The sequence below is a fragment of the Allocellulophaga tsushimaensis genome, assembly GCF_055383085.1.
The window spans coordinates 3,849,902-3,875,014 of sequence record NZ_AP039451.1 but is presented as its reverse complement, the minus strand read 5'-3'; the positions used below and the strand labels follow the sequence as shown (position 1 = coordinate 3,875,014).

Sequence of the window (25,113 nt, the reverse complement as noted above, 5' to 3'; positions counted from 1 at the left end):
TTAAACCTTGATGAAAAATACTTTTAAAAGAATTTTAATTTTCCTAAAAGACAAAGACAAAAAGAGTTGGTGGAAAATGTCAAAAGAAGTATTTCAATTGATAATAGCAAAAAAAGAATTTCCCCTATTTTATTTTGGCAGATTTTTTTACAAAAATGATAATACGCTCGATGCTAGGAATTATATGAGTTTAAAGGAGTTTTATAGTATTATTTTTTCTTCTAAATTAGAACGTAAGCACACACAAAATATACTTAAAAATAAACTCAATTTTGCGCTTTTTTGTCAAGAAAACAAATTGGAAACACCTAATTTATTGTGCTATAATCTTTATAATAGTTTTATTTTAGATGGCAAACAACAAACGGTAAACAATGTAGCGCAATTCATAGAACTTTGTAATAGTCTATTTAAATTACACCATAATATAGAAAAAGTATTCGTAAAAGCTTGCGAATCTAAGGGAGGTAAAGATATTTTTTTAATCACTAAAAATAGTATAAACGCTACTTGTGAAATCATATGGGATGATATTAAAAATGCTTCTTTCATTTTTCAAGAGGGTATAGATCAGCATGAAAAAGTAAGTCAAATATTTCCTAACAGTATTAATACAGTTCGTATAGAAACGTATATAGACAAAACTAATACTATCCAGATTTTAGGAGGTTATATGCGTTTTGGTTCAGGAGATAGTTATGTAGATAATGTTGATGCTGGTGGTTTTTTTGTTCCTATTTATTTTGATAAAGGGAAGTTACATGATAAGGGATTTACTGCAATGATTAATGGTAGTAAATTAATAGATAAGCATCCAACATCTCATGTTAAAATTTCTGGTTTTGAAATCCCATTTTTTAGTGAAGCTTTGGTTTTATGCAAAAAATTTGCAAGCCATATTCCCAATAGGCTTATAGGTTGGGACGTTGCTATAACACCAAATGGACCTATGATTATTGAAGGTAATTATAATGCAGCTTTAATAGCTGGTGAATATAGTTATGGTGGGTTTAAAAATCATCCTGCTTTTAAAGAAATTTTAGAAGAAATTTAATTTTGGTCAGATAAATTTAAGATAATCTTTCTCTTTCCTGATTTTAAAAGAGGAACTTCGTCTACATACTCAATTTCAATAATTGCATCATGCCCTAAATACCCTTTAAATAGTGAAATAAATTCTTTTTCTCTTTGGAAAGGTAACGCACAGTTTACCTTAAAAACATAAGCTGTTTTTGACATTTGTACAAGTTGTACTTGTTCCAATTCTGGAAATTTATAAATTTCTACATAAACAACAAACGGGTTTATAACCTCACCTTTTGTGTTGTATAAAATATCTTTAATTCTACCTTGTACAATCTCAAATTTAGGGATTTGATCGTTTTCAAAATTGCAGAAATTGCCAACATCTCCTGTATCATAACGGATCATTGGGGTAGCTAAATTAAATAAATCGGTAACAACGATACGGCCTAATTCTCCCATTTTTGCTGGAGTATCTTTTTCTAAATCTAATATTTCAACATAAAAACTAGACCAATTGATTGTAAACGCTTTTTCACCAATCATTTGTTGGGATAGAATTCCATTTTCTTCATTAGAGTACCTAGAAACAACAGGTGTATTAAAATAATACTCCATTTGGTCTTTTACATAATCATTTAAACTTTCAGAGGTAGCAATTATTGATGTTATATTACAATTAATTGGTTTTATTTTATTTTTTTGTAGTGAAGCGCATATTTTTTCGAAACCAGAAGGATAACCAAACAAACATTTTGGCGATCTATCTTTACTGATTTTTTTAATAAGCTTTAAAACATAACTATCAGTTAGGTTACGGACATCTATTTGTTCTAGATTTAACAGTTTAGCAAAAAAAGTATTTTTTTTATAATGATCAGACCATAATCGGGTAAATAATAATCGCTCCCCTATAGTGTAACCACCCAAACTACCATAAAAAATAACATCAGCTTTATTTCGTATTACTTTTCTTTTTGTTTGATAAATTTTAAAAGGAATACCTGTAGAACCACTAGAGCTTACTGTTCTTACATTTTTGTCACTAATGTTTATGGTATTAAAATTCTCCTTTACAATTAATTTATTAACAACAGGAAAATCATTTAAGCTTTTAAAAGAGTCATATTTTTTATAAAAAGGACTAGAATTAACAACTTGATTTAGTAAATCTTTTATAAGAGGGGCATTTTTTTGCTGTAATTCTTTAAATGATTTAATTTTAAATTTTTCGGTAAGATCGTTTAAATCTTTTTTTATAGCACCACCTTTAATACTATCTATTGCCCAAAAAGCACTATATCTTAATTTGTTTAAGAAACTCATTGGTTTAATTTTCTATAATCATCTAAATCTAAAAGCCCTGAACTGGCTTCCATAGCAACATCTTTTGCTGTAATTACTTTTAAAATTGTTTTAAAAAATATTTTTAAATCTGTTGTAAAAGATAAATTCTCAACATATTCAATGTCTTTTTGTAATCTATCTTCCCATTGAAGTAAGTTTCTTCCAGATACTTGGGCTAATCCTGTTATACCAGGTCTAACAGTGTGTCTTATGCTTTCTTTTTCAGTATAATAAGGCAGGTATTTTACATGTAGCGGTCTTGGTCCAATAATGCTCATGTCTCCTTTAATAACATTTATTAATTGGGGGATTTCATCAAGAGATGTTTTTCTTATAAAATTGCCAAAAAGAGTAATTCTTTTTTCATCAGGTAGTAATGCTCCATTACTATCTTTAGCATCTGTCATTGATTTAAATTTAATAATGCTAAATATTTTTTCTCCTTTACCGGGTCTTTTTTGAAAGAAAAATGGCCTTCCTTTATTTATAAAAAGTAAAACAAGGGAAATAAGTACAAAAAAAGGTAAGAGTGCAATCATACCAAAAATAGAAATAAGAAAATCTACAAGTCTTTTAAAGGTTTTTTTATACATTATTTCTTATAAAATTAAATGTCAATCAAATATAAATAAAAGGTTAATTATTATAAAAATTAATAGTTGTTTCTCGCCATATAATTATATATACCGCCTGTATACCAAAAAAGAATATTTCCCTTTAAGGCTTTATTTTTAATGGTCTCTTGCATACCATAAAATGCTTTTCCAGTATATGTAGTATCTAAAATAATATCATTTGTAGTGATTGAATTGGCTGTAATTTTAGCTATTTCATCATTATATTGCTCATATCCACCACATAAAAATTTGTCTTCTACAGTAACGATATCGTTTCTCTTTTCAATTTTAAATTTTTCACAGATTTCTATGTAAAAATCTTCAATTATCTTTTCAGCTCGTTCTTTAGTTCTTCCAACCGATATACCTACTACTTTTGTTTGTAAATTATATTTAGTAATACCAGCCAAAATACTCGCTTGTGTTGAGCCAGTTCCTGAAGCTAAAAAAATATAATCTGGTATAAAATTATTTTTAGAAATTTCGTTAAACACCTCTATATGCCCTTTTGTAGTGTCTATAGAATGTCCACCACCATAAAGATAATACGGTTTTTCTCCTTCATTTTTGTATGCAAACATGGCATTATCCATTAATTTGGAAATTTCAGTTGCATTACAAAAAACAATTTTTGCATCTGTATCTCTAATTAATTTTGCATTGCCAGATTGTTCTTTAAACTTTTTTTCATCCCCATGAATAATTAGGGTACATTTTAAATTAAACTTCTGACAGTAAAGAGCTGTTGCTCTGCAATGGTTAGATTGTATTCCACCTGTAGTGACAATAGCAGTATACAAATCATTGGAAATAGTTGTATGCAAAGACATCATTTTTCTAGCTTTATTTCCACCACCTAAAAGCGGAAACAAATCGTCTCTATAGTATGCAAAAGTGTTATTTATACGTTGTAACATTTAGTACTTCTAATATTCTAAATTTTTAGTTTGGTAATGCTTTATATTCTTTCAATAATTCATTCCAAATTAAATTTCTTTCATATCTGGTAGTGATTTGAGTTCTAATATGTTCTTTTTTTAAAAAATTAGGATTATGCTTGTTATAAGCTAGTAACATAGCTTCGTGTAGTTTTTCAATGTTTTTTACTGGTATTATATACCCGTTTTCATTATCAGTAATAATTTCGTTACATCCATTAATATCGGTAACAATTGATGGAAGACCCATAGAGCCCGCTTGCATCACAACATTTGGAAAACCTTCTCTATAACTCGGAAAAGCTAATATATTGGCAATTGAAAAATAAGGTCTTACATCTTTTTTCCATCCAACCTTAATAATGCTTGGATGATTTTCAATGATTTGCAAGGTAGTTTTATGTAATGGATCTAGACTTGTTTCAAATTCGCCAACTAATAACAACTTAGTGTTTTTGTGCTGCTTATTTAATTTTTTAAAACTAGTCACAAGTTCATTAACACCTTTATCTGTAACTATTCTACCTACAAATATAAATACATAGTCTTCTTTATCAATTGAAAGGGAACTTCTTAAATTTAATTTCTCTTCATCATTATATAAAGCTGGATCAAAATGATTTGTATCAATACCATTAGAACTTCCATTTCCTATAACTCTCATTTTTTTTGGAGTTGTAAATTTAAGATCAATAATGATTTTTTTTAATCCAAAAGAATTCGGATATACTTTTGTAGCACATCGATATGTTATTTTTTCCACTAAGTTTAAAAGAATACGTTTTGATCCTTTAATTTCTAGTAATGGAAGCCCCGCTACTGTATGTAACCTATTTGGGACCCTAGCTAAATATGAAGCTAACATACCAATTGTACCTGCTTTTGGAGTATGGGTATGCACAATATCTGGCTTTTCTTTTTTTAAAATTTTATATAACTGCCAAGTCGCTTTTAAATCTTTTATGGGTGTTATTCTTCTTGTCATTTCAAGAGGAATTGTAGTTGCAGATTCATTAATTCCTACTTTTTTTAGCCTATCACCAAAAGGAGAAGACATAGCAATAACATTAAAATAGTTAGACATGAATTTGAGCTGTCCTTTTAATAAAATTTCTAAAGAGCCACAGACAGTTGTAATACGTATTAATTTTTTACTCATATTAATAACAATCTACGCTTTAATTAATTTTAATTAATCGGTCGCATTTAGAAAATCCAATACCTGACTGGTAATTATTAAATTTATCTACTTGATCATTCCCTTCTAACCAAGCTAAATAAATAGCAGGAATATCTATGCCAGCTTCATGAGAAAAAGGATATCCACCTCCAAACCTAGGATTCATTTCTAGAAAGTATATTTTTTCATTTGAAACAAAAAAGTCGCAATCCATATTTCCAATATGTTTGGTATGTTGCGCTATTTTTTTAGCAACAGCATTAAACCTTTCATCTATAATAGAAACTGCTTTATCTGTTTCGCCAGAACGCATCCCTAATTTCTGCCTCACAAATGAATTGTAATAATTACCATTAAAATCATTTAAAATATCTATGCCATATTCTATTCCTACAATTTTCTCTTGAATTATAATATTTTTATCAATATCGTTTGAGCAAAAGTTTTTTAATATTGTATTTTTTAATTGTAGGCTTTGTAATTTATGAGAAAGAATTAATTCTTCTTCATTTGTCACAATAGAAACACCTATAGAGCCACTACCAAACCTAGGTTTTACAATTAGTGGATAACTCACCTCCTTATTATTTAAGGCATTTATAGCACTATCAACAGTTATGTAAGATTTTGGAGTAGCTACATCTATAGATTTAAAAAACTGATAGGTCTGCCATTTGTCTTGTGAGATGTCAATAACATTCTTTTCAGAGATAATTACTTTAGTTCCTTGTGCCTCAAATTTATCTTTACTGTTTGCTAAAATAGGAAGCTCACAATCGTGTAAAGAAATAATAGCTTTTACATTATGTTTTTTAGCAACTTCTAATAATGCCTCAACATAATTTGTATCATACATGGAAGGAACTACAATACTAATATCAGCATCAACTAGTGCTGGAGCTGTCATTTGTGTATCAACAGCAATTACTTTTCCATTATTTTTTAGCGCTTGCTTAAAATAATTAATCAGATAATTTCTTCTTCCTGCGCAAGTGAAAAGTATATTCAAAATAAATATGATTTAGTTTTTTTATTGAAAATATCATAATTCATTTATTTGATCCATAAATTATGATGTATACATTAAAAATTATCGATACCATTACTTTTCAAAGTAATGATATCAAAAATAATCTTTTTTATATTGTTTTGTATGTATTATAGTACCATTTTTGAAAACAATAAAATGTCCAAACTTTAAATGTATTATCCTCTTTCCCAGAGATATGATTCATTACTAATTTTTTTATGGCGCTTGGGTTAAATATATTCTGATCTGTAATACTTTTTTCATCACAGTAACTTTCTAATTCTTTTTTAAAAGTAGATTTTAACCAATCACCAACGGGTGCTCCAAATCCACTTTTACTTTTATCTAAAAAATGCTCAGGGAACTGATCTTTAAATGCATCTTTTAAAATAAATTTTTTATCCCATCCATTCATTAAAAACTTTTCGGGGAGTGTATTGGCATAGTTCCATATTTTTTTATTTAAAAATGGCGCTCTACATTCTAAAGAATTTAGCATACTTGTTCTATCAACTTTTACTAGCATATCTCCTTCTAAACTCATATGTTTATCTATGATTCTAAAATCAGTGAGACTAGTTGGAGTTTTTATCCCTGTTTTTTCTTTATAATAATTAAATATGGTTGTATCTGTTTTTTCTGGTAATAGATAGTTGTTTAGTGTATTATTATTAAATCCAAGTGATATAATATCCCAATAGTATCCGCCATTATAATCTATAGAATTTAATAACTTTTTGGCTAAAAAACGTTTTCCTCTATTATCATTTGATGTTTTTAAAAATGGAGCTGTTGTTTTTTGGATCATGTTATGAAACCCTTTGGGAACAATACTTGTATACCTTTGGTTCATTTTCCCCATATAATATTTATTATATCCTCCAAACATTTCATCTCCACCATCACCAGTAAGAGCAACTTTTACATGGGTGCTAGTTTTATTAGCTACTAAAAATGTGGGTAATGATGATGAATCTGAAAATGGTTCATCAAAATTCAATATAATTTTAGCTACATCTTTCTCTAAGTCTTTTTCACTAATAATAAACTCATGATGCTTACTTCCAATCATTTTTGCTACTATCCTAGATTTATCTGACTCATCATAAGATTTTTTTTGAAAACCAATAGAGAAAGTATCTATGGGTTGCGATTTTTCTTGAGCTAAGCATAAGGAAACAATAGAAGAGTCTACACCACCAGAAAGAAAAGTACCTAAAGGAACATCAGAAATAGATCTACTAGTTACACTATCGTAAACAAGCCTCCTAACTTCTTTTTTTGCTTCATTTAAAGTAAGGTCAGATTTGGATTCAGGAATTATGTCTTTAGCTATTTCATGAATTTCATGAGTATGTGTACTTAGATCGTATGCGATATAATGATTTGCATTTAATTTAAATATATCATCATATATGGTATATGGAGCAGGAATGTAAGTTAAACTAAAAAAAAGATTTAATCCTTTCGTATTTATTTTAGGTTTCCTCCCTATTTTTTTTATTACTGATTTTAATTCAGAACCCCATATGAGACCATTATCATTTTGATGATAATATAATGGCTTTTCTCCAAAGAAATCACGAGCTATGAAGACCATTTTTTTGGTTTTATCATAAATACTAAAACCAAACATACCGTCTAATTTTTTAAATGATGTAACACCCTCATGTTCATATAATTTTAAAATAACTTCAGTATCGCTATTGGTTCTAAACGTAACTCCCTTTTTTTCTAAATCTTTTTTTAACTCTAAATAATTATATATTTCACCATTAAAAACGATAACTAACTTTTTGTCATCAGAAAAAATGGGTTGTTTTCCAGAATGTAGATCAATAATTGAGAGCCTTCGCATTCCAAGAGAAATAGTATACTCCTTATTCTCTTCATTAAAAACACCATCATCGTCTGGACCTCTATGAATAATTAAATCATTCATGATATTAATATCAATATCATTTTCTGAATTTGGTTTAGATATAAATCCGTTAATTCCGCACATTAATGAAGGTCTTTTTTTAAGTTTTACTTTTTTTAAACACTAAAATTTGTTTAGCAATTGGTAAATATTGTTTTATCAGAAAATATAGAACAGTATTATTTATATATCAAGGTTAATGAAATATTAAATTTTAATATTATAAAATTCCAAAAATACTATATAAAATCATTTATTAATTATAGTTGAGGTATTTAACGGACTTAATAGGCATTATATTTTAAATATTTTTATTTTTAAGTATCACTTTATCAAAATTCTAGAATAAATTATATCGTTTTTTTACTTATCCACTGTTTTTCGGAAAAAATGCTTTGCTGCAACATTAGTAATTCATCGATTTTTATGTTAAAAAAAACCAAACGAAAATCCAAATTTTGCGATTTGTCGTAACTGAAAGTGTAACTTATCGAAAAATATCAACAATTAGACGATTACTACGTTATAAATAATAATATTTGAACAAATAAAAGAAACGTAATGAAGAAACCTCAGATTTTTACAGTTAAACTTTTAGTTTTTTACCTACTTACCCTTATCACTATAAATTCTTGTACAACAGAAGGCTTATTGTCTGGCATAATAGAAGACAGTATTGAAACAGGAGATTCAGATCCCGTAACTGAAGATCCAGTTATTGATGAAATGGATGTTAATGAAACTCCTTGTGATTATACAATAGCTGATATTGCAGCCAATACTACATTAGCCATCGAATGTCAACTAGATTTAGGAGGTGCAACTATAAACTTACCAGAAGGGGTAACCTTAGAATTTAATGGTGGAGAGATAATTAATGGAACATTAAATTTTGCAGCTTCTGGAAAAATTGATGGAGACTTATTAAACTACGAATTAGAAGTAACAGGTGATGTTACTTTAATTAGCGAAGTTTTTCAATTTCACCCGTCTAGATGGGATATTGTGCAAGGCCAGGTTGATGATGAAACTGCATTCCATAACAGAGATGTCTTAGAAAATTTATTTGCTAAAATAGTTAGTATTGGTGGTTATGAATTTCAAATAGATACTTTTGATGCCTTTTTTAAGACTGATGGTCTATTAATAGATGATGTTCCTGAATTTCATGCAATTAATTTACCTTCAAATTTTCACCTAAACATGTCTGATAACACGCATATACGTATGCAGCCTAATGGACATTTTAGACCTGATTTATTAGCTATATTTAACGAAAGTAATATTAAAGTAACAGGTGGTACTTTACATGGAGAGAGAGATGAACATGATTATAATTCAAATTTTGTAGATTCTGATGGTGCTACAGGACCAACTCATGAATGGGTAAATACTATGTCTATTAAAGGAGGGCAAGATATTATTATAGATGGAGTAACTTTTATGGACCCTGCTGGTGATTGTCTTGTAATTAGTAGTGTCTTTTTCTACTTTGATCCTAGACATATCCGTTCTAAAAATATTATAATAAGAAATAATAAATTTATAAGAGCAAGAAGAACAAATTTAGTAATTACAAACGCTGAACAGATTTTTATTGAAAATAACGAATTTATTGATGGTGGAGCTAATACTGCTGGATCAGATGGCACAGCACCTAGTTCAGATTTTAATATTGAAGCAGTTAGAGGTAGAAATGAATCTGGTGAATTAGTAGAATTCGAAAAAGTAAGTCATATTTATTTAAGAAATAATAAGCAGATTCTTAATAACCCAGAAGATAACCCTAGAGCTGGTGGTTTCCAAATATCTCATGCCAATGGTCCTATTGTTTTTGAAAATAATGAACTAATAGATGGTGGTGTTGGATTTTTTACTGCAGATGGTGTAATTATTAGAAATAACACATTAATTGGTGGTGGGATTTCGGCTGGAAGTGCAGAAAATATAGGCAGAACTGATTTCGTTTTTGGAAATGAAATTTATGGAAATACAGTAAAAAGTAAGGGAACTGCAATAACTTTAGTAGGTAACGGAACAACGGTTAATGATAATACTTTTGAAGGAGTAGTAGCAGTTGCTATTGGGCCTGGAGCTGTTAATACAAGCCAAGGTACTTCTAATGTAAGTTTAACAAATAATATTATTAGAGCAAGCAATAGAGCAATAGCTTCTAGTAATACGGTAACTAATGTGCTTATAGAAGGTAATACAATAGAAATGTTAGAAGGAAGCTTTTTTGCGCTAGTATTAGGGAATGAATGGGATAACCCAGGCGATGCTAACTTTGTATTAAGAAATAATAGTGTTACCGGTGTAATTTCTGGTACAGATACAGGAGCGCCACCTAGTTTATTTGGTGCTAACTCTATTAATGTTATAGAAAACAGTTTAGGAGCTGTTCAAGTCACTGGAGGGAGCAATATGAATTTTACAGGAAATTCTTTTGATGGTTTTATTGGTAGTAATGCTTTATTATTTAATAATGATACTCCAGGTTCTTCTTTTATAAATAATGACATGGTTATTTATACTTCTCAAACGCCATTACGAATAGATTGCGTTAAAATAAGAGAAGGAGTTAGTTTAACTAATGTAAGTATCAGTGAAAATAATTGTGTAGAGAAATAAATATAGCGGAAGCTAAATAATATTACTTTAAATATATATAATGCAATGCGCCTATGAAATCATTTCGATTTTGTAGGCGTTTTTCATTATGAGAAATTATGAATTTATTTTATGGATTTTTTTGTAATTCTGAGATATAAAATTCTTGAAGTAATTTCGCATTACTTTTAATATCATAACCTCCTTTAATGATCATTTCGTTTGTGTTCTCTCTATCATAATAGAGTTCATTTAAGATTTTTTTAGCCCAAAGCTCAGTAGTTTCTTTTAGTGATATAAAATGTATTAAATCTGTTATTTTCAATTCTTGCGATATTTCATCCGATGCTATTATTTTTAATCCTGCTGCTTGCGCTTCAATGAGTGTTACAGGCAAACCTTCGTTGGTTGAAGGGAATACAAATAGATCAATAGCTTGTAACAAATCAATTACATCATTTCTAACTCCTAAAAAATGTACATCATCAGCAATATTCATTTGAATCGCTAAATTTTGAATAGGGCTTATGTTACCTCCACCTACTAGAAGCAATACGGTATCATCTTGTATCTTTTTAAATGCTTTAAAAACATCTATTAAAAAGGGATGATTTTTTTCAGGAACAAAATTACCAACATGGCCAATTACCTTTTTTCCTTCTATACCAAGTTCTTTTTTAATGCTCAAAGCTATTTTCTCATTATAACTAAATTTACTTGCATCTATGGCATTATTAATAATAGTAAAATTTACTTTAGTTCCAAATAACCATTTACCAGCCTTTAAACCACAAGCAAAATAATGATTAGCATATTTTTTTATTTTTAGTTTAAAAAAATTTTGAGCAAAAAACTTAAAAATAAAATCTAGACTATGTCTATTTTTAGAAAAAGGGTTTAGATTTACTCGGTATAAACTGGTATGACTATGCGCTATTCGTACAGGAATATTATTGTTTTTAGCAGCCTGTAAAACAAAAATACTTAGAGCATTTAGATGAGAATGAATAATATCGTAATGATTATTTTTAAAAAAATAATCTAACTCTTTTTTATACTTTGATAAATTTTTGAAATTGATACTAGATAAACGATATATTTTACCGCCTAAGCTTTCAATTTCATCATCAAAAACTCCTTTTTCTTGTCTATGCAGCAGAAAATCAAATTGAACCTTTGTAGTGTCTACATTTCGATAATAATTCATTACCATTGTTTCAGCACCACCCCGATTCATAATGGTTAACACTTGAAGTATTCGTATTGGTTTTGAGTTATTTTGTTTCTCAAGCATTTTTTTTAGTTTTTAATCGTATATAGATATATAATGCCAAACCAAAAGGGATTGCTAACACTGTTAAAACTTTTTTAGGGGATTCCTTAATAAAACTCCAATTTTTTGATAAAAAACTGCTGGATACATAATGTATAATTTTTTTAAATCGTTCTTTAAATGTTTTTGCATATTTCATTTCTACTCGTCGCGAGAATGCAAAGCCTTTAGGATGTCTACGATACTGTTTTAGCATATTTAAGCTAGAACCATCTTGCATATATTCCACAATACAGAATACTTCATTCACAGGAAATAAAAAATAATCCTGATCTATCTGTTGATATAAATAACCAAGTGGAACAAAACGTTCTTCTTTAAAAATAGGGTAGGGAGGGTATTTTTTTACTACTTCAGTTCTATACACTAATTTTTTATCACCATGTATTCCGTGTACCTGATAAAGATCTATTAAAGTTGTTTTTTTGATATGCTCTGGGATTTTAGTTCCAATAATGTTCCCTTTTTTATCAGCATCCAAACCTATAAAACCTGCATATTGCGGCTCATCTTTAATTTTTAACCAATTTTCCAGAATCTTTTCAATAGCATTATCAGGCATAAAATCATCACTATCAATACATACGTTTAATTCTGTTTCTATTAACCGGTATGCAGCATTATGACCACCATGCATTCCTAGGTTTTCTTGATAATGGTATTGAATGTCGATTTTAGATTCATTAATCCAAGAATCTACAACTTCTTTTGTATTATCTGTAGAACCATCATCTATAATTAACCAAACAAAATCTTTATTAGTTTGCCTAACCAGACTATCATAACATTGGTCTAAGCAATATGCTCGGTTATATGTTGGCGTAAAAACGGTAATGGTTTTTGTATTCATAATTATTGTTGGTAGTAAAGTTTATACATTAAAAAAGTAAAGGCAAAATAGGCTAAAATAATTTTACCAATCATTAAATGATGGTTTTTAAAGAAACGTTGTTTTAACATTGGATAAATAATAACAATAGCCATCATAAACCACGATAAATAAGCAAATCTATTAGAATAATTGGCTCTAATCACTAAAACCCAAAAGCCATTACAAATGAGGTAAGTATTAAATAATTGAAAATAAATTTTATCTTCATATTTTCTTCTAACAATAAAATACCAACCTGCAAAGACAGCAAAAGCACTATGAAATAAGAAATCCCAACGAAAACCAGTATTTGCTTGGGCTTCTCCTGTTAAATAACCAGATAATCTTTCATCTCCAAAACCTAAACTGGTGAATAATGTAACCCAAAGTCCACCGGCAACTAATGAAAGTGGAATAGCGGATACCCAACCGATAAGGTATTTTTTTGGTTTGTTATAGAAAAAAGTGGCTATGTAAGCAAAAATGGGTAGTAGTAAAGTCTTATGGAATTGAATGGCAAGTAAAAAAAATAGTGCCATAATTATTTTTTTACGTTGGTAACAAATACCCCATAAAAATAAGGACCCTGCAACACCATTACGAACACCATTTACGCCATAAGTCCAAAAAGAAAATGAAACCATAAACATTAAGAATGCATAATACCAATATTGTTTAAAATATTCTTTCGATATTCTATACATTGGATAGATATATAAAAAAACACAAATGGTAAAAAATGTATGTACAGACATTATTTGTGAAGAAAACTTCATAAATAGTTCCCAACCAACATCACTTGAATTTGGATTTAATGGTGCCCCAAATTGATAGGCAATATATGCTTTGTTATAATTAGCAGTATCCCCAAAATAGACACCACTTATTGGGCGCTGACCCATATATAAAATAGAAAAAACACAAAGGAAAGCACCAGTAAATTGTATGAATATTAAATTTTTAGGAGAATCAATTTTTAGAATTAAGGTGTGGAAAATAGTAAATATTACTAAGAACATACTTAGATATAAGTATAATGCGTAATAATCTTCTAACGGAACTAATGTATTCATCTTATAATTTTTTAATACCGTTTTGTTTTATAATTCTTGCAGGATTGCCTACAACTACAGAATTTTCTGGAATATTTTTAGTAACAACAGCCCCAGCACCAATTTGTACATTATTCCCTATTTTAATATCCCCTATTACAATGGCACCTGTATAAATTGAAACATTATCTCCTATATATGGTCTTTTCCCGTTTACCTCGCCTACAGTTACAAGGTGATTTACATAAAAGTTTGTACCTATATAATCAGCGTTTAAAATTGTGCAATAGGGATGTCCAGTTAAAACACCACCTTGAATTTTTGTGGTAACATCTATAGTAAAATTAGATTGTTTTTTACAATATAAGTTTAGTAAATGATTGATGAAACTTCGAGTTCTAAAATAAAAAAGTGTTCTGAAATCAGGAGAATTAGCCAGAAAATGTAAAAGTAAACTATTTTTTGATTTATTAATTTTTTTTGCCTCCGCCCAACGCGCTATATCTAGATCTATTTGATTTTTATTTTGACTTTTCATATAGATGATTAGATGTGGGATCAGCAGAATTTTATATAAATTTAAAAGTATTGTTCTCATATCTAATTATTTTTTAACTCTTTAAATAATGCTAACCACTTACTCATAATGATTTCTACAGTATACTTTTTGGCATTTTCAACTGCGGAATTACTCATATTATTTAATAATTCGGGTTCTGAAAACATCTGCAGCAATGTAGTTGCAAATTTTTGTGTATCGTATAAGGTTACAAGATTTCCACTTTTATTAGATATGATATTTCTAGGACCATGAGGGCAATCAAAAGATATAATAGGCAAGCCACAAGCTTGAGCCTCTAACAATACTAAAGGAAAACATTCATTATGAGATGTCATTGCATATATGGAGGCATTTATCATTTTATCTTTTATATGAGTTGTAGGTCCTTTTAAAAATATAGAATGCTCTAATTTTTCTTTTTTTATTTTTTCTTGTAATGTAGATACATATTCTGGTTCACCACCTCCATAGATATGTAATTGCCAATCATTAGCTGATTGCTCAATAATTTTCCAAATATCAATCAGTAAATCAAAACCTTTTACGGGTGCAATTCTGCCTGCTGCAATAACGATGTTGTTTTGAAGCGTAGCTTTATTTTTTGGAAAAAATGTAAGAGGATTTGGAATTACCACAGTGTTATTTGATTCATAATATTCTTGCTCATCTAGGTTAAGAACTACAAGTTTATGATATTTTGATTCTACATAATCTGCAAATTTTAAAAAATATTTTTTTAATGCATTTTTAGGATTCTTACGAGATTCAATTTCAATAGATTTTGAATAATGAAACTCTTTTATTTTAGGTATTTTTTTAACAATGAATGGCATAAAGTAAGTGTCTGTACTATGACTACAAACAACTACAATATCTGGATTTATTTTTTTTAATATTTTTTTAGTCTTTTGTATGTGTTGAGGTAGCTTAATTAAATTTTTAGGATGAAAATATGATTTGCCTCTATGATAGTTAATATTTAAATCATTAAAATATATTTTTGAATTAAAATCATAACAAGGACTATTATCTTTCTGCTCAGTAGTGACAATTGTTATTTTATGCGTAGGCTTATCTGCTAAATAATTAGCTTTAATGGAGAGTACTCTTTCAATACCTCCATGCATATAAACCTGATCTATAAAAAAAACAATATTCATTTATTAGTTGTTAATTTTTGAAATAATTGTATCCATAATTTTGAAATATTATCTATATGATATCGTAGAATATCTTTTCTTGAATTAGATCCCATTTGCATGCGTAGGCGTTCATCTTTAATGAGTCTTAACATTCCATCTGCTAAACCTTCTATATTATCATTTGGTATCAAAATTCCATTTTCATTATGTGTTATAATATCTGAAGGTCCATAAGGGCAATCAAAAGAAACACATGGAACCCCATATGACATCGCCTCTGTTAATACCATACCAAAGCCTTCATATCTAGAAGACATAACATATATAGATGCTTCTTTATATTTTTCAGAAATATTTTTTATAGGTTTAAAAAAATTCACCTGTTTTTCTATACCCAATTTTTGAGCTAGCAAGGGTAAAGCCTCTTTTTCACTATAGGTTCCATAAATATCTAATACCCAGTCTGGATATTCATTTATAACTATTTTCCAACTTTCTAAAAGTCTATCATAGCCTTTTTGGTAACTTTGTTTACCAACAGCCAATACCCTTTTACGCGTTAAGGTACTTATTTCAGTATCTTTTGGAAAAAAAGATAATGGATTTGGAATTACTTCTATATTCTTTAATGACCATTCTTTTGTGTTGCCTTCTGTTAACACTATGAATTTATTATAAAAAGAACCTCCAAAATCCATTATTTTAAACTTTATTTTGGATTTTATTTTTTCAATAAATGATGTATTCTTAATTTCTATATTTTTTGACACATGACGTTCATATATCATTGGACAAGGTTTTCCAATAATTATAGGTAATAATAGGCCTTTAATACCATCATCACAAACACATATAAGATCTGGTTCTACTAATTTAATTACTGTTTTTATTTCTTTTTTGTATCTATATATATAACTAATTGGATTACCATAAACTTGGATGTTATGATAATTAATTTTAGAACTAAAATCATAAAATAGTTCTTGTTTTTCCTGATTTAATGTTAAAACATCAATAGTATAATTTAAATTTTCGGCAAAAAAACTAGCTTTTATAGATAAAACACGTTCTAAGCCACCAGGTCCACATACTTGATTAGTTATATATAGTAATTTTGGCATTTCAATTTTTTAAAGCATTATTTAAAAATTGCTTAGAAGTTTTTATTAATAGATCTAATTTTCCTTGTGTTTTTTGGAAATCTATGCTATTAATTTTATGATTTTTCACCATTAAATCATCTAAAATTAATAAGTGACCTAAATCAATTGAGTTTAATAAATCTCGCATTCTAGTATTTATTTTATAATCTCTATTAAAGACCACAAAATCTTTTTGAAAAATAATTGAAAATGCTACCGCATGAAAACTATTAGAAATAACAAATTCTGCGTTTTTTACTAAAGTTAAAAACTTATCAGGACCTTTAAGGAAATAGTTCTTATCAGCGTAGTTTATTAATTCGTTAACTGTTATAATATCCCATCCGTTATCTTTTTTTAATTTTTGAGCCATCTTTTTAATCAGTGGATTGGAATCAAAATCATAAATGAAAATATATTTCCTTTTTTCTTTACTGTTATCTTCTAAAGTAGACCAAGTAGCTGGATCCAGCAAAAAGACGGGATCGAGAACTTGTGTTACATTTTGAATATTTAGGTCTTCTAATATTTTTTTTCCAGACGATTCTCTAACAGAAACATGGTCTATTTTTGTCACTTTTTCTTTTACAAACTCCTTTATATTATCTTCTAATTGGTCAATAGCAAAACTAGCTGCATAAGATATTTTTAGTTTGTTTTCTGGAACAAAATCGAGATAAAAAGCAGGATCTTTTCCATTTTCGAAAAAAGAATTCCAGATTTGATCACTACCACATATATAGGCATCCGCTTCAGGAACATTGTTTTTTAGTTCTGTATTATTATGATATAATGTTTGCGTAGATTTTATATGTTTTTGAGAAAAAAGATCAAATTCTTTCTTCCGTTTAAGATTAATTAATCTTTTAGGAAGTTTTAAAATTAAATAAATGAGTCTTAAAATAATATTTTTGTCAAAAGTTGGGTTAGATACAATCCATAGTTTAAAGTGGTTACTTAGGTATGGAGGTTTGTAATGTATGGTTGAAGCTGTATGCCCTTGTTGATCTAGATATTTTAGTAGTGCATATTCTTGTAAGCTAGCGCCATAATTATAAACTTCATGGCATGTTATTGTTTTTATATTCATCAATTTAGCTTTTTTGATTCAGTATTAATAATGAATTAATTTATTTATGGCATTTACAGAATTTTCCATATCATTATTTTTTACTTTTTTTAAGTTTGTTGAAACAAACTCTCTTAAGTCTGGGTTTTCAATAAAACGGATAATATGATTGCTTATGTCTTCTGAATTCATATTGGTAATTAAACCAGTTTTCTCATGTTCAATAATTTTATAAACACTAGGAAAGTTAGTGGAAACAATTGGTTTATGTAAAATGGCTGCTTCAATAACTGATAGTCCTAAACCTTCAAACAAAGAAGTTTGCACATAAATATCGCACATTCTAACATATGGATAAGGATTTTCTTTTAAGCCAAGCAAAATAAAATTAGATGCAATGTTATTTTTTTGAATTAAAGTCTCAATCTCTTTTCGGACAGGACCTTCTCCTACCACATACCATTTAATTTTATAGCCTTTATCAATTAATAACTTACAGGACTCAACAGCCAATTCATAACCTTTTGGTTTTGCCAATCTACCTACTGTAGTTATTGTAATTTCATCATTTATTTTCTTTTCAGGAATTTCCTCTAAACTAATTTTATGTACCGTTTCTTCATTTGTAATATCCTTTATAATTTGAGTTTTAAGTGGAGTACTATATTTTTTCATGGCACTTAAAAGAGAAGTTTGAGCTTTCTTAGATACACATATAATGTCATTATATTTTTGATATATAGGATAATCAAAATCAGTATCATAACCAGCCCTTTCATAGTCAGTATTTTGCCAAGTATATTTTATTTTAGCTTTGATTTTATGTGCCACCAAATAGGTGGGAAATCCTTGATTGTAGGCAATTGCAATGTCATATTGCTTTTCAATAGATTTCATACTAGTTCCATATGCTTTCCAATGTAATTGGACTACGTGAAATTTTTTATATTTCTTGCTTTTTCTTAAATACTGAAGTTTTAATGAATTATAAAGCCTATCCCAAAAAGTTAGATTGTCATATAAATTCATCCCTTTAATAGCGATGTTTTTTGGAACTAACTTTTCAAACTCTCCTCCTTTTTTTGTTAATAAAATATCTACATCAAATTGAGATAAATCTACACTGTTTAATAGTGCAACAAGACTTTTTTCTGCTCCACCACAGTGTAAAGATTCAATTATAAAAGCAATTGATTTCATTACTTTTTTATTTTCCATATTTTAATATAAAATCATTAATGTCTAAATAAAAATCTTCAACTTTTTCTTTTACTGTTTCATTATTCCAATTCCACCATGCTATAGCATTCAACTTTTTTATAATTTCTTCATCATACTTAAACTTTAAGACTTTTGCGGGGCTACCTGCAACAATACAATAATCTGGAATGTCTTTAGTAACTACAGAGTTTGCTGCTACTGTAACACCGTTTCCTATTTTAACACCAGGCATTATATAGGCTCCCATTCCTATCCAAACATCATTTCCGATAGTTATTCCTTTGCGTTGCTCAATTTTAGCTATAAATTGATCTTTATCAATTCCACTTGGTAATTTATTATCAAACCGATACATATTTTGAACAAGCGGAAATGAGGTGATGGAAGATGCTTTATGAAAACCTTCATCAACTATAAAACGTACATTGTTTGCAATACTACAGTATTTTCCAATAATAAGTTTTTCATCTGTCCATCGCCACACTAATGCTCCATTATCGTATGTTTTTTCACCTATTGAAGTGTATTTATCATTTTTAAGAAATACATAATCGTGTATTTTTAAAGTTTGGTTGTAATCAATACCTAATATTCTCCATAAAAAATGTCTTATTTTTCTCATTTTTTAAATATTGAAATTAATATCGTATAGATTCTTTTCATCACAATTCTATAAGCACTATTTGTGGCATATAAAAATAAGCCATAGAGTACTAAGGTTATTAACGAAATCTGAATAGAAAAAATTATAAAATCTAAAATAGATTCACCATGATTTAATGCTAATACTACTTTTATTTTTGTAACTAAATAATACGTAATACAAAAAATTAATACGAGTTTAAGGAAGCCTGCCCAATATTGCAATACCTTGCCTTCGAAGCCTTTTGTAAATAAATAATAAGGTTTCCAGAGCAACACTATTGCTGATAAGCTTATCATAGTACCTAACATTATTCCCGCAATACCCCAATAATAGCCTAGTATCAATGATATTCCTAAATTAAGTGTGCTTTCGGTTATAGGAGCCCAAGTATCTTCATATAAGCCATATGCTTGTATAAAGCTATCTACAGTTGCTCTTATTTGATTGATAAATAAATTGGTAAGAATTAATATTAAAACCGAACCTTCTAAAACATATTGACTTCCAAGCCACATCGTTATGAAAGGATCAATAGTGTTAAATAATACAATAAAAGTAAATCCAGCAATATAAAACCTTAAGTTCATCATTTGCCAAAAAACACTATTAATTTGCACTTTGTTATTTTCAGCCACTAAATTTCCTACACCTGCTCCAATGCCAGAGAAAAAGTTGTTTAAGAGTCCCGCAAAATTAGATTTTATTAAGATATAATTTCCATATATGGCAACACTTTCTAAACTTACAAAAGAAAAAATGAGTATTTGATCAGTACCTGTTAAAATAAAAGTACTTAGCTTATGAACAGAAATTCGTTTTATTTTAGAAATAATATGGCTGTATTGACGAATTAGTTCTTTACTCTTATGAGTAATTAACCATGGATATTCGCTTTTCATTTTTTTTCTGATAATAAGATTAAAAATTATAGAAAAGAAAATGTCTAATGAAATCCACAATACATAACTTTTAAAATAATACGCTACTAAACTTTGAAAAACCACTTTTAACAAGTTTATGGTTTGAAAGTGTTTTGTAACGATATATCCTTTTTGATCTGCTTGTAGTAGTAGTAAGTTAAAATTGTAGAAGTAACTTAATAATGCAGAGCATAGATAAGAATAAAATAGAAAATATATAATACTTAACGATATAGTGGATGAGCTAAATATTAATGGAAAAAAAAATGAGAGGATAATACCGCAGACTAAAACTATGGTTCCTATCTTCTTATATAAATAACCAATTAAATTAATGATATTATTAATCTCTACATGATCATTTTTAAATAGAGGTTTATATATAGCATAGCCTATTGCTGTTCCTATTCCTAATTCAGCAATATTTAAAAAACCTAAAAAACCTTGTAAAGTACTAGTAATACCTACAAATTCATCTCCTAGAAAATTTAAAAATATCTTTCTTGAAAAAAAGTAAATAGGTACACCTACAAAATAAAAAAAAGTGCTAACCTTGGCATTCTGTATAATTTTTTTTACTCTAGACATTTTTATTCTTTGTTAAAAAAAGAGTTATTTTGAGCAAAACTTTATAAAGATATATGGGCGTATAAATGATTAGAAGATATTTTACTTTACGGTTAGCATTGTTATAATTTTCTTTGATTAATTGACGTATTTTTTTTCTATACTTTAACTCTTTATCTAATTTGGAAAACTCGAACAATGAATTATAAGAGTTGGTTAAAAAATTTAAAATTAAATCATTAGCAATTATGACTGTTTCTGGATTAAATAAAGTTTTATATTTATTAATGGAAACTATGCAATCAATTGAGTTTAATTTTTTTAAACTAAAATTACTCCTTGTAATACTATTGTTTTCAACAAAATAGATATAGAAAGCTTCATTGATATACCCAATTTGCGTTACTTTTTTTAAAACGCTCATTGTAAAAGGTACATCTTCATATACCTTACCAGAAATAAAATTTAAATCTTTAAGAACTGTAGACTTATAAATTCTTCTCCAAACAGAAAATGTTCTTTCTTTAATAATCCTATGATATGCATCAGTTACGGGTTCTATTTTTTTTTCTGATGATATTTCTTGAATTAAATCATCAGTTGATTTTACGCTATCACATTCAATAATTTCTAAATGATTATTTAAACCAAAATCTATCATTTTTTCAAGCATATCACTTTTTATCCAATCATCGCTATCTACAAAAGAAATATAAGCGCCAGAAGCTAGTTCTAGGCCTTTGTTTCTAGCAGAACTTAGCCCTAGATTTTCCTGATGGTATACTTTTATTTTTGCTTCTTTTTTTGAAAATTCGTCACATAAATTTCCACTATTGTCTTTTGATCCATCATTCACTAGAATTAATTCTAAATTCTGATAGGATTGGTTTAGTATGCTATCAACACATCTTTTTAAGTATAGTTCAACATTGTAAACAGGAACAATAACGCTAACTAAAGGGAACTTGGTTTTATCATTTTTATAGGCGTCCATCTACCTTTTTTTTATCAATAATACCTTTAACATCGTAAAAAATACCATTAGGAATTAATAAAGAGTCAAAGTCTAATGTTAAAAATTCTTTATGTGCTACAGTTAAAATTACTGCATCATATTTTTCTTTTGGAAGTTCTTTTGTAGTTATTAAATTATATTCATGTTTTACTTCATCTGGATTAGCCCAAGGGTCGTAAACACTTACATTTGTGCCAAAATCTTTTAAGCTATGGATAACGTCAACAGCTCTTGTATTTCTAACATCAGGACAATTTTCTTTAAATGTAATACCTAAAACTAAAACTTTAGCATTTTTAATTTTAATGTCTTTTTGAACCATTAATTTTATGATTTCTGAGCCTACATAAGTTCCCATACTATCATTCAATCGTCTTCCTGCTAAAATAATTTCCGAATGATAACCAAATTCTTGTGCACGTTGCGCTAAATAATATGGATCTACACCTATACAATGCCCACCTACAAGTCCAGGTTTAAAATTTAGAAAATTCCATTTAGTTCCAGCAGCTTCTAATACATCATGTGTGTCAATATCCATGAGATTAAATATTTTTGCGAGTTCGTTTACAAATGCTATATTGATATCTCTTTGCGAGTTTTCTATAACTTTTGCTGCCTCTGCAACTTTAATAGTAGGAGCAAGGTGAGTACCAGCTGTAATAACTGATTTATATAAGGAGTCTATCTTCTTACCAATATCTGGAGTAGAACCAGAAGTAACCTTTAATATTTTTTCAACGGTATGTTCTTTATCTCCTGGATTTATGCGTTCTGGAGAATATCCAGCATAAAAATCTGTATTAAATTTTAAACCACTAATTTTTTCTAATACGGGGATACATTCTTCTTCTGTAGCACCAGGATATACAGTAGATTCATATACTACAATATCTCCTTTTTTTAAAACATTGCCTACAGTTTCGCTAGCTTTATATAAGGGGGTTAAAACGGGTCTATTATTTTTATCTACAGGCGTGGGTACAGTTATAATATAATAATTACAATCTTTAATTGCATTGATGTTATTAGTACAATATAGTCCATTATTATGATCTCCTGAATCTTTTAGTACAGATTGCAACACAGCATCAGAAACTTCTAATGTGCTATCTATACCATCTTGTAATTCCTTTACACGTTCTTCATTTATATCAAAACCAACAACGGAGTATTTAGTAGCGAATAATCGGGCTAAGGGTAATCCTACATATCCTAACCCAATAATTGCAATTTTGTCTGAATTCATTTGTTTTTTATTTAGCAATATTGAAATTTAAATAATCTTAAATTACTTATTTATAGTTTTTTGGTTTAATTTAATGAATAGTAATAATTTCTGAAAGCTCTTTCTTTTTTGATAAAGCTACTTTATAATCATCTTTTAGATGACCAATTCCTATCATCATTATTAATTTTTCATTTTCTTTTATTTTCCCTTCTTTTTTTACTTTCTTTTCAGTGGTGTATGGAAAACAAGTATTTAAGCAACATGCTCCAATACCATTGTTATGTAAAGAAAGCACTATATTCATGGAAAAAAGTCCGCCATCTACATAAACTTGGTTACTTTCTAACGTAGTAAATGCTTTTGTATTGGTTGTTACAACAATTAATTTATTAATACTATTTGTAAAACCATTATTGCCTCCTTGTAATTTTAATAAATTTAGAATTTGTTTTTTTTGTGTGTAAATATGAGCAGACCACGCTTGTCTGTTACATACAGATGGAGCATATTTAGCAATATCGATTACTTTTTTAATGGTCTCTACATCCACTTCAGTATTATCGAAATCTCTAACCGAAAAACGACTTTTTACAAATGTTTCAAAGGGAATATCAGTAATTTTTTTTAATTCTTCTTTTGATATGATTTTTGTGCCTCCAATATTTTTAGAGTTATTTCCTTTAATGAATTCCTGGATCGATTCAAAAAAAGGTGTATTCATATCAAATTCATTTTTTTTATTAAATGTTATGTATTCAGACAAACAGTTTTTTATGGTGTAGATTAACTCATCTTCTCCAAAATCAGAAACATACTTTTTACTCCTGTTCATAAGAATATTTATTTTTTCTTGTCCAAAACCTAAACGGGGATCAGGTAATGCTAGGCCTTTTTCAATAATATGATATTGCTTTGTTAAAAATGCTCTATCACTTTCTTTACTCTTAGATTTATTTTTTCGAAATGAATATTTATAAAATATTTTAAGATCATATATTTTATTTGCTACATCACCAAGAGAGGTTTGCCAAAAGATTAGTGCATGTATTTTTGCTGTTATTCTGCTTGTTAAACTCATTTTATTTTTTCTCTATTTGATTGTATTCAAAATCCAATTTTTGTAATTGTTTTTCATTATATTAATTGCAACCGTCAAAAACTACTGGTGCATGTAAAGATTTTTTTAGTTCAGAGAAATCTGAAGCTTTAAATTCTTTCCATTCTGCTAATAAAAACATTGTATAGGTGCCTTTGATGACATTATATTTGGTATTGTAATAAGTGACATTCTTATTCCATTTTAAGTAGAATTCTTGCACTTCGTTTATTGCTTTGGGATCATATGCCCTAATTTTAGCTCCTTTTTGTGTCGATTCTTTAACAATATAATTTGACGGAGCTTTGCACATATCATGGGTACCAGCTATAAATGCAATGTCACAGTTTGCAATGTTATCTTTTAAACTAGTACTAAAAAAAAGTGTTTTATTATTAATTTTGCGCTGAACAACAGTTTTTAGACCAGACTCATATATTGGAACTATTCCTTTGTTAAGGTTTTTTATTTTTTTTTGGTCTATATTAATACAGGTCACAGTATTTCCCATTTCTCCAAAACAGCTACCACCTACTAGGCTTATATAACCTGCACCAATAAGTGTTAATTTCATTAAATT

At 28.3% G+C, this 25,113-nt stretch carries 22 protein-coding genes; 2 read left to right on the top strand and 20 right to left on the bottom strand.

The window, feature by feature from the left end; all coding sequences use genetic code 11:
* Positions 1 to 10: 10 nt before the first annotated feature.
* The gene (locus ACZ451_RS16625) at positions 11 to 1,054 is read left to right on the top strand and encodes a sugar-transfer associated ATP-grasp domain-containing protein (RefSeq protein ID WP_464214445.1); all 1,044 of its coding nucleotides are present in this window, start codon (positions 11 to 13) and stop codon (positions 1,052 to 1,054) included.
* Here ACZ451_RS16625 and ACZ451_RS16620 read toward each other — a convergent pair.
* The 6 genes from ACZ451_RS16620 to asnB form a co-directional block, all read right to left on the bottom strand.
* On the bottom strand, positions 1,051 to 2,349 hold the full coding sequence (locus ACZ451_RS16620) for a phenylacetate--CoA ligase family protein (protein WP_464214443.1): 1,299 nt from the start codon (positions 2,347 to 2,349) through the stop codon (positions 1,051 to 1,053). The genes ACZ451_RS16625 and ACZ451_RS16620 overlap by 4 nt on opposite strands.
* The gene (locus ACZ451_RS16615) at positions 2,346 to 2,963 is read right to left on the bottom strand and encodes a sugar transferase (RefSeq protein WP_464214441.1); all 618 of its coding nucleotides are present in this window, start codon (positions 2,961 to 2,963) and stop codon (positions 2,346 to 2,348) included. Before ACZ451_RS16615 ends, ACZ451_RS16620 begins: the two co-directional genes overlap by 4 nt.
* 59 nt (positions 2,964 to 3,022) lie before the next feature.
* Complete coding sequence (locus tag ACZ451_RS16610; protein ID WP_464214439.1) at positions 3,023 to 3,904, bottom strand: 1-aminocyclopropane-1-carboxylate deaminase/D-cysteine desulfhydrase; 882 nt, start codon at positions 3,902 to 3,904, stop codon at positions 3,023 to 3,025.
* A gap of 25 nt (positions 3,905 to 3,929) precedes the next feature.
* Positions 3,930 to 5,084, bottom strand: coding sequence for a glycosyltransferase family 4 protein (locus ACZ451_RS16605; RefSeq protein ID WP_464214437.1), 1,155 nt, complete (start codon positions 5,082 to 5,084; stop codon positions 3,930 to 3,932).
* 19 nt (positions 5,085 to 5,103) lie between these two features.
* On the bottom strand, positions 5,104 to 6,114 hold the full coding sequence (locus tag ACZ451_RS16600; RefSeq protein ID WP_464214435.1) for an ATP-grasp domain-containing protein: 1,011 nt from the start codon (positions 6,112 to 6,114) through the stop codon (positions 5,104 to 5,106).
* Between the two features lie 130 nt (positions 6,115 to 6,244).
* Entirely contained in the window at positions 6,245 to 8,140 is a 1,896-nt protein-coding gene (gene asnB / locus ACZ451_RS16595) for an asparagine synthase (glutamine-hydrolyzing) (protein WP_464214433.1), read from the bottom strand.
* A gap of 477 nt (positions 8,141 to 8,617) precedes the next feature.
* Here asnB and ACZ451_RS16590 point away from each other — a divergent pair, with 477 nt between their 5' ends.
* The gene (locus ACZ451_RS16590; RefSeq protein ID WP_464214431.1) at positions 8,618 to 10,687 is read left to right on the top strand and encodes a right-handed parallel beta-helix repeat-containing protein; all 2,070 of its coding nucleotides are present in this window, start codon (positions 8,618 to 8,620) and stop codon (positions 10,685 to 10,687) included.
* A gap of 109 nt (positions 10,688 to 10,796) precedes the next feature.
* Here ACZ451_RS16590 and ACZ451_RS16585 read toward each other — a convergent pair whose 3' ends face one another.
* The 14 genes from ACZ451_RS16585 to ACZ451_RS16520 all read right to left on the bottom strand — a co-directional run bounded on the left by ACZ451_RS16585 (position 10,797) and on the right by ACZ451_RS16520 (position 25,107).
* Positions 10,797 to 11,960, bottom strand: coding sequence for a glycosyltransferase family 1 protein (locus ACZ451_RS16585; protein ID WP_464214429.1), 1,164 nt, complete (start codon positions 11,958 to 11,960; stop codon positions 10,797 to 10,799).
* Positions 11,953 to 12,849, bottom strand: a complete 897-nt coding sequence (locus ACZ451_RS16580) for a glycosyltransferase family 2 protein (RefSeq protein WP_464214427.1) — start codon at positions 12,847 to 12,849, stop codon at positions 11,953 to 11,955. The genes ACZ451_RS16585 and ACZ451_RS16580 overlap by 8 nt, the downstream gene beginning before the upstream one ends.
* A gap of 2 nt (positions 12,850 to 12,851) precedes the next feature.
* Complete coding sequence (locus tag ACZ451_RS16575; protein ID WP_464214425.1) at positions 12,852 to 13,943, bottom strand: EpsG family protein; 1,092 nt, start codon at positions 13,941 to 13,943, stop codon at positions 12,852 to 12,854.
* A gap of 1 nt (position 13,944) precedes the next feature.
* Positions 13,945 to 14,520, bottom strand: a complete 576-nt coding sequence (locus tag ACZ451_RS16570; protein ID WP_464214423.1) for an LbetaH domain-containing protein — start codon at positions 14,518 to 14,520, stop codon at positions 13,945 to 13,947.
* Positions 14,521 to 14,522: 2 nt separating this feature from the next.
* Entirely contained in the window at positions 14,523 to 15,644 is a 1,122-nt protein-coding gene (locus tag ACZ451_RS16565) for a glycosyltransferase family 4 protein (RefSeq protein WP_464214421.1), read from the bottom strand.
* Positions 15,641 to 16,747: a glycosyltransferase family 4 protein gene (locus tag ACZ451_RS16560; protein ID WP_464214419.1), complete on the bottom strand. Its 1,107-nt coding sequence runs from the start codon at positions 16,745 to 16,747 to the stop codon at positions 15,641 to 15,643. Before ACZ451_RS16560 ends, ACZ451_RS16565 begins: the two co-directional genes overlap by 4 nt.
* A gap of 1 nt (position 16,748) precedes the next feature.
* Complete coding sequence (locus tag ACZ451_RS16555; RefSeq protein ID WP_464214417.1) at positions 16,749 to 17,858, bottom strand: polysaccharide pyruvyl transferase family protein; 1,110 nt, start codon at positions 17,856 to 17,858, stop codon at positions 16,749 to 16,751.
* A gap of 24 nt (positions 17,859 to 17,882) precedes the next feature.
* Positions 17,883 to 19,055, bottom strand: a complete 1,173-nt coding sequence (locus ACZ451_RS16550; RefSeq protein WP_464214415.1) for a glycosyltransferase — start codon at positions 19,053 to 19,055, stop codon at positions 17,883 to 17,885.
* On the bottom strand, positions 19,045 to 19,680 hold the full coding sequence (locus ACZ451_RS16545) for a CatB-related O-acetyltransferase (protein ID WP_464214413.1): 636 nt from the start codon (positions 19,678 to 19,680) through the stop codon (positions 19,045 to 19,047). The genes ACZ451_RS16550 and ACZ451_RS16545 overlap by 11 nt, the downstream gene beginning before the upstream one ends.
* Positions 19,677 to 21,212, bottom strand: coding sequence for a lipopolysaccharide biosynthesis protein (locus tag ACZ451_RS16540; protein WP_464214411.1), 1,536 nt, complete (start codon positions 21,210 to 21,212; stop codon positions 19,677 to 19,679). Before ACZ451_RS16540 ends, ACZ451_RS16545 begins: the two co-directional genes overlap by 4 nt.
* Positions 21,205 to 22,185: a glycosyltransferase gene (locus ACZ451_RS16535; protein ID WP_464214409.1), complete on the bottom strand. Its 981-nt coding sequence runs from the start codon at positions 22,183 to 22,185 to the stop codon at positions 21,205 to 21,207. The genes ACZ451_RS16540 and ACZ451_RS16535 overlap by 8 nt, the downstream gene beginning before the upstream one ends.
* Positions 22,172 to 23,455 carry a nucleotide sugar dehydrogenase gene (locus tag ACZ451_RS16530; protein ID WP_464214407.1) on the bottom strand — a complete coding sequence of 428 codons (1,284 nt, stop codon included), beginning with the start codon at positions 23,453 to 23,455 and terminating at the stop codon, positions 22,172 to 22,174. The genes ACZ451_RS16535 and ACZ451_RS16530 overlap by 14 nt, the downstream gene beginning before the upstream one ends.
* Before the next feature lie 70 nt (positions 23,456 to 23,525).
* A complete protein-coding gene (locus ACZ451_RS16525; protein WP_464214405.1) occupies positions 23,526 to 24,515 on the bottom strand; it encodes a nitroreductase family protein in 990 nt (329 codons plus the stop codon).
* 61 nt (positions 24,516 to 24,576) lie between these two features.
* Complete coding sequence (locus ACZ451_RS16520) at positions 24,577 to 25,107, bottom strand: UDP binding domain-containing protein (protein WP_464214403.1); 531 nt, start codon at positions 25,105 to 25,107, stop codon at positions 24,577 to 24,579.
* Positions 25,108 to 25,113: the final 6 nt, after the last annotated feature.

Coding starts and splice junctions, on each gene's coding strand:
- ACZ451_RS16545 (WP_464214413.1), bottom strand. CDS start 19,680: ATGAGAAAAATAAGACATTTTTTATGGAGAATATTAGGTATTGATTAC.
- ACZ451_RS16560 (WP_464214419.1), bottom strand. CDS start 16,747: ATGCCAAAATTACTATATATAACTAATCAAGTATGTGGACCTGGTGGC.
- ACZ451_RS16550 (WP_464214415.1), bottom strand. CDS start 19,055: ATGGAAAATAAAAAAGTAATGAAATCAATTGCTTTTATAATTGAATCT.
- ACZ451_RS16585 (WP_464214429.1), bottom strand. CDS start 11,960: ATGCTTGAGAAACAAAATAACTCAAAACCAATACGAATACTTCAAGTG.
- ACZ451_RS16575 (WP_464214425.1), bottom strand. CDS start 13,943: ATGAATACATTAGTTCCGTTAGAAGATTATTACGCATTATACTTATAT.
- ACZ451_RS16525 (WP_464214405.1), bottom strand. CDS start 24,515: ATGAGTTTAACAAGCAGAATAACAGCAAAAATACATGCACTAATCTTT.
- ACZ451_RS16580 (WP_464214427.1), bottom strand. CDS start 12,849: ATGAATACAAAAACCATTACCGTTTTTACGCCAACATATAACCGAGCA.
- asnB (WP_464214433.1), bottom strand. CDS start 8,140: ATGTGCGGAATTAACGGATTTATATCTAAACCAAATTCAGAAAATGAT.
- ACZ451_RS16570 (WP_464214423.1), bottom strand. CDS start 14,520: ATGAGAACAATACTTTTAAATTTATATAAAATTCTGCTGATCCCACAT.
- ACZ451_RS16590 (WP_464214431.1), top strand. CDS start 8,618: ATGAAGAAACCTCAGATTTTTACAGTTAAACTTTTAGTTTTTTACCTA.
- ACZ451_RS16535 (WP_464214409.1), bottom strand. CDS start 22,185: ATGGACGCCTATAAAAATGATAAAACCAAGTTCCCTTTAGTTAGCGTT.
- ACZ451_RS16620 (WP_464214443.1), bottom strand. CDS start 2,349: ATGAGTTTCTTAAACAAATTAAGATATAGTGCTTTTTGGGCAATAGAT.
- ACZ451_RS16540 (WP_464214411.1), bottom strand. CDS start 21,212: ATGTCTAGAGTAAAAAAAATTATACAGAATGCCAAGGTTAGCACTTTT.
- ACZ451_RS16555 (WP_464214417.1), bottom strand. CDS start 17,858: ATGAATATAAAAACAATAACATGCCATGAAGTTTATAATTATGGCGCT.
- ACZ451_RS16520 (WP_464214403.1), bottom strand. CDS start 25,107: ATGAAATTAACACTTATTGGTGCAGGTTATATAAGCCTAGTAGGTGGT.
- ACZ451_RS16605 (WP_464214437.1), bottom strand. CDS start 5,084: ATGAGTAAAAAATTAATACGTATTACAACTGTCTGTGGCTCTTTAGAA.
- ACZ451_RS16565 (WP_464214421.1), bottom strand. CDS start 15,644: ATGAATATTGTTTTTTTTATAGATCAGGTTTATATGCATGGAGGTATT.
- ACZ451_RS16610 (WP_464214439.1), bottom strand. CDS start 3,904: ATGTTACAACGTATAAATAACACTTTTGCATACTATAGAGACGATTTG.
- ACZ451_RS16625 (WP_464214445.1), top strand. CDS start 11: ATGAAAAATACTTTTAAAAGAATTTTAATTTTCCTAAAAGACAAAGAC.
- ACZ451_RS16615 (WP_464214441.1), bottom strand. CDS start 2,963: ATGTATAAAAAAACCTTTAAAAGACTTGTAGATTTTCTTATTTCTATT.
- ACZ451_RS16530 (WP_464214407.1), bottom strand. CDS start 23,455: ATGAATTCAGACAAAATTGCAATTATTGGGTTAGGATATGTAGGATTA.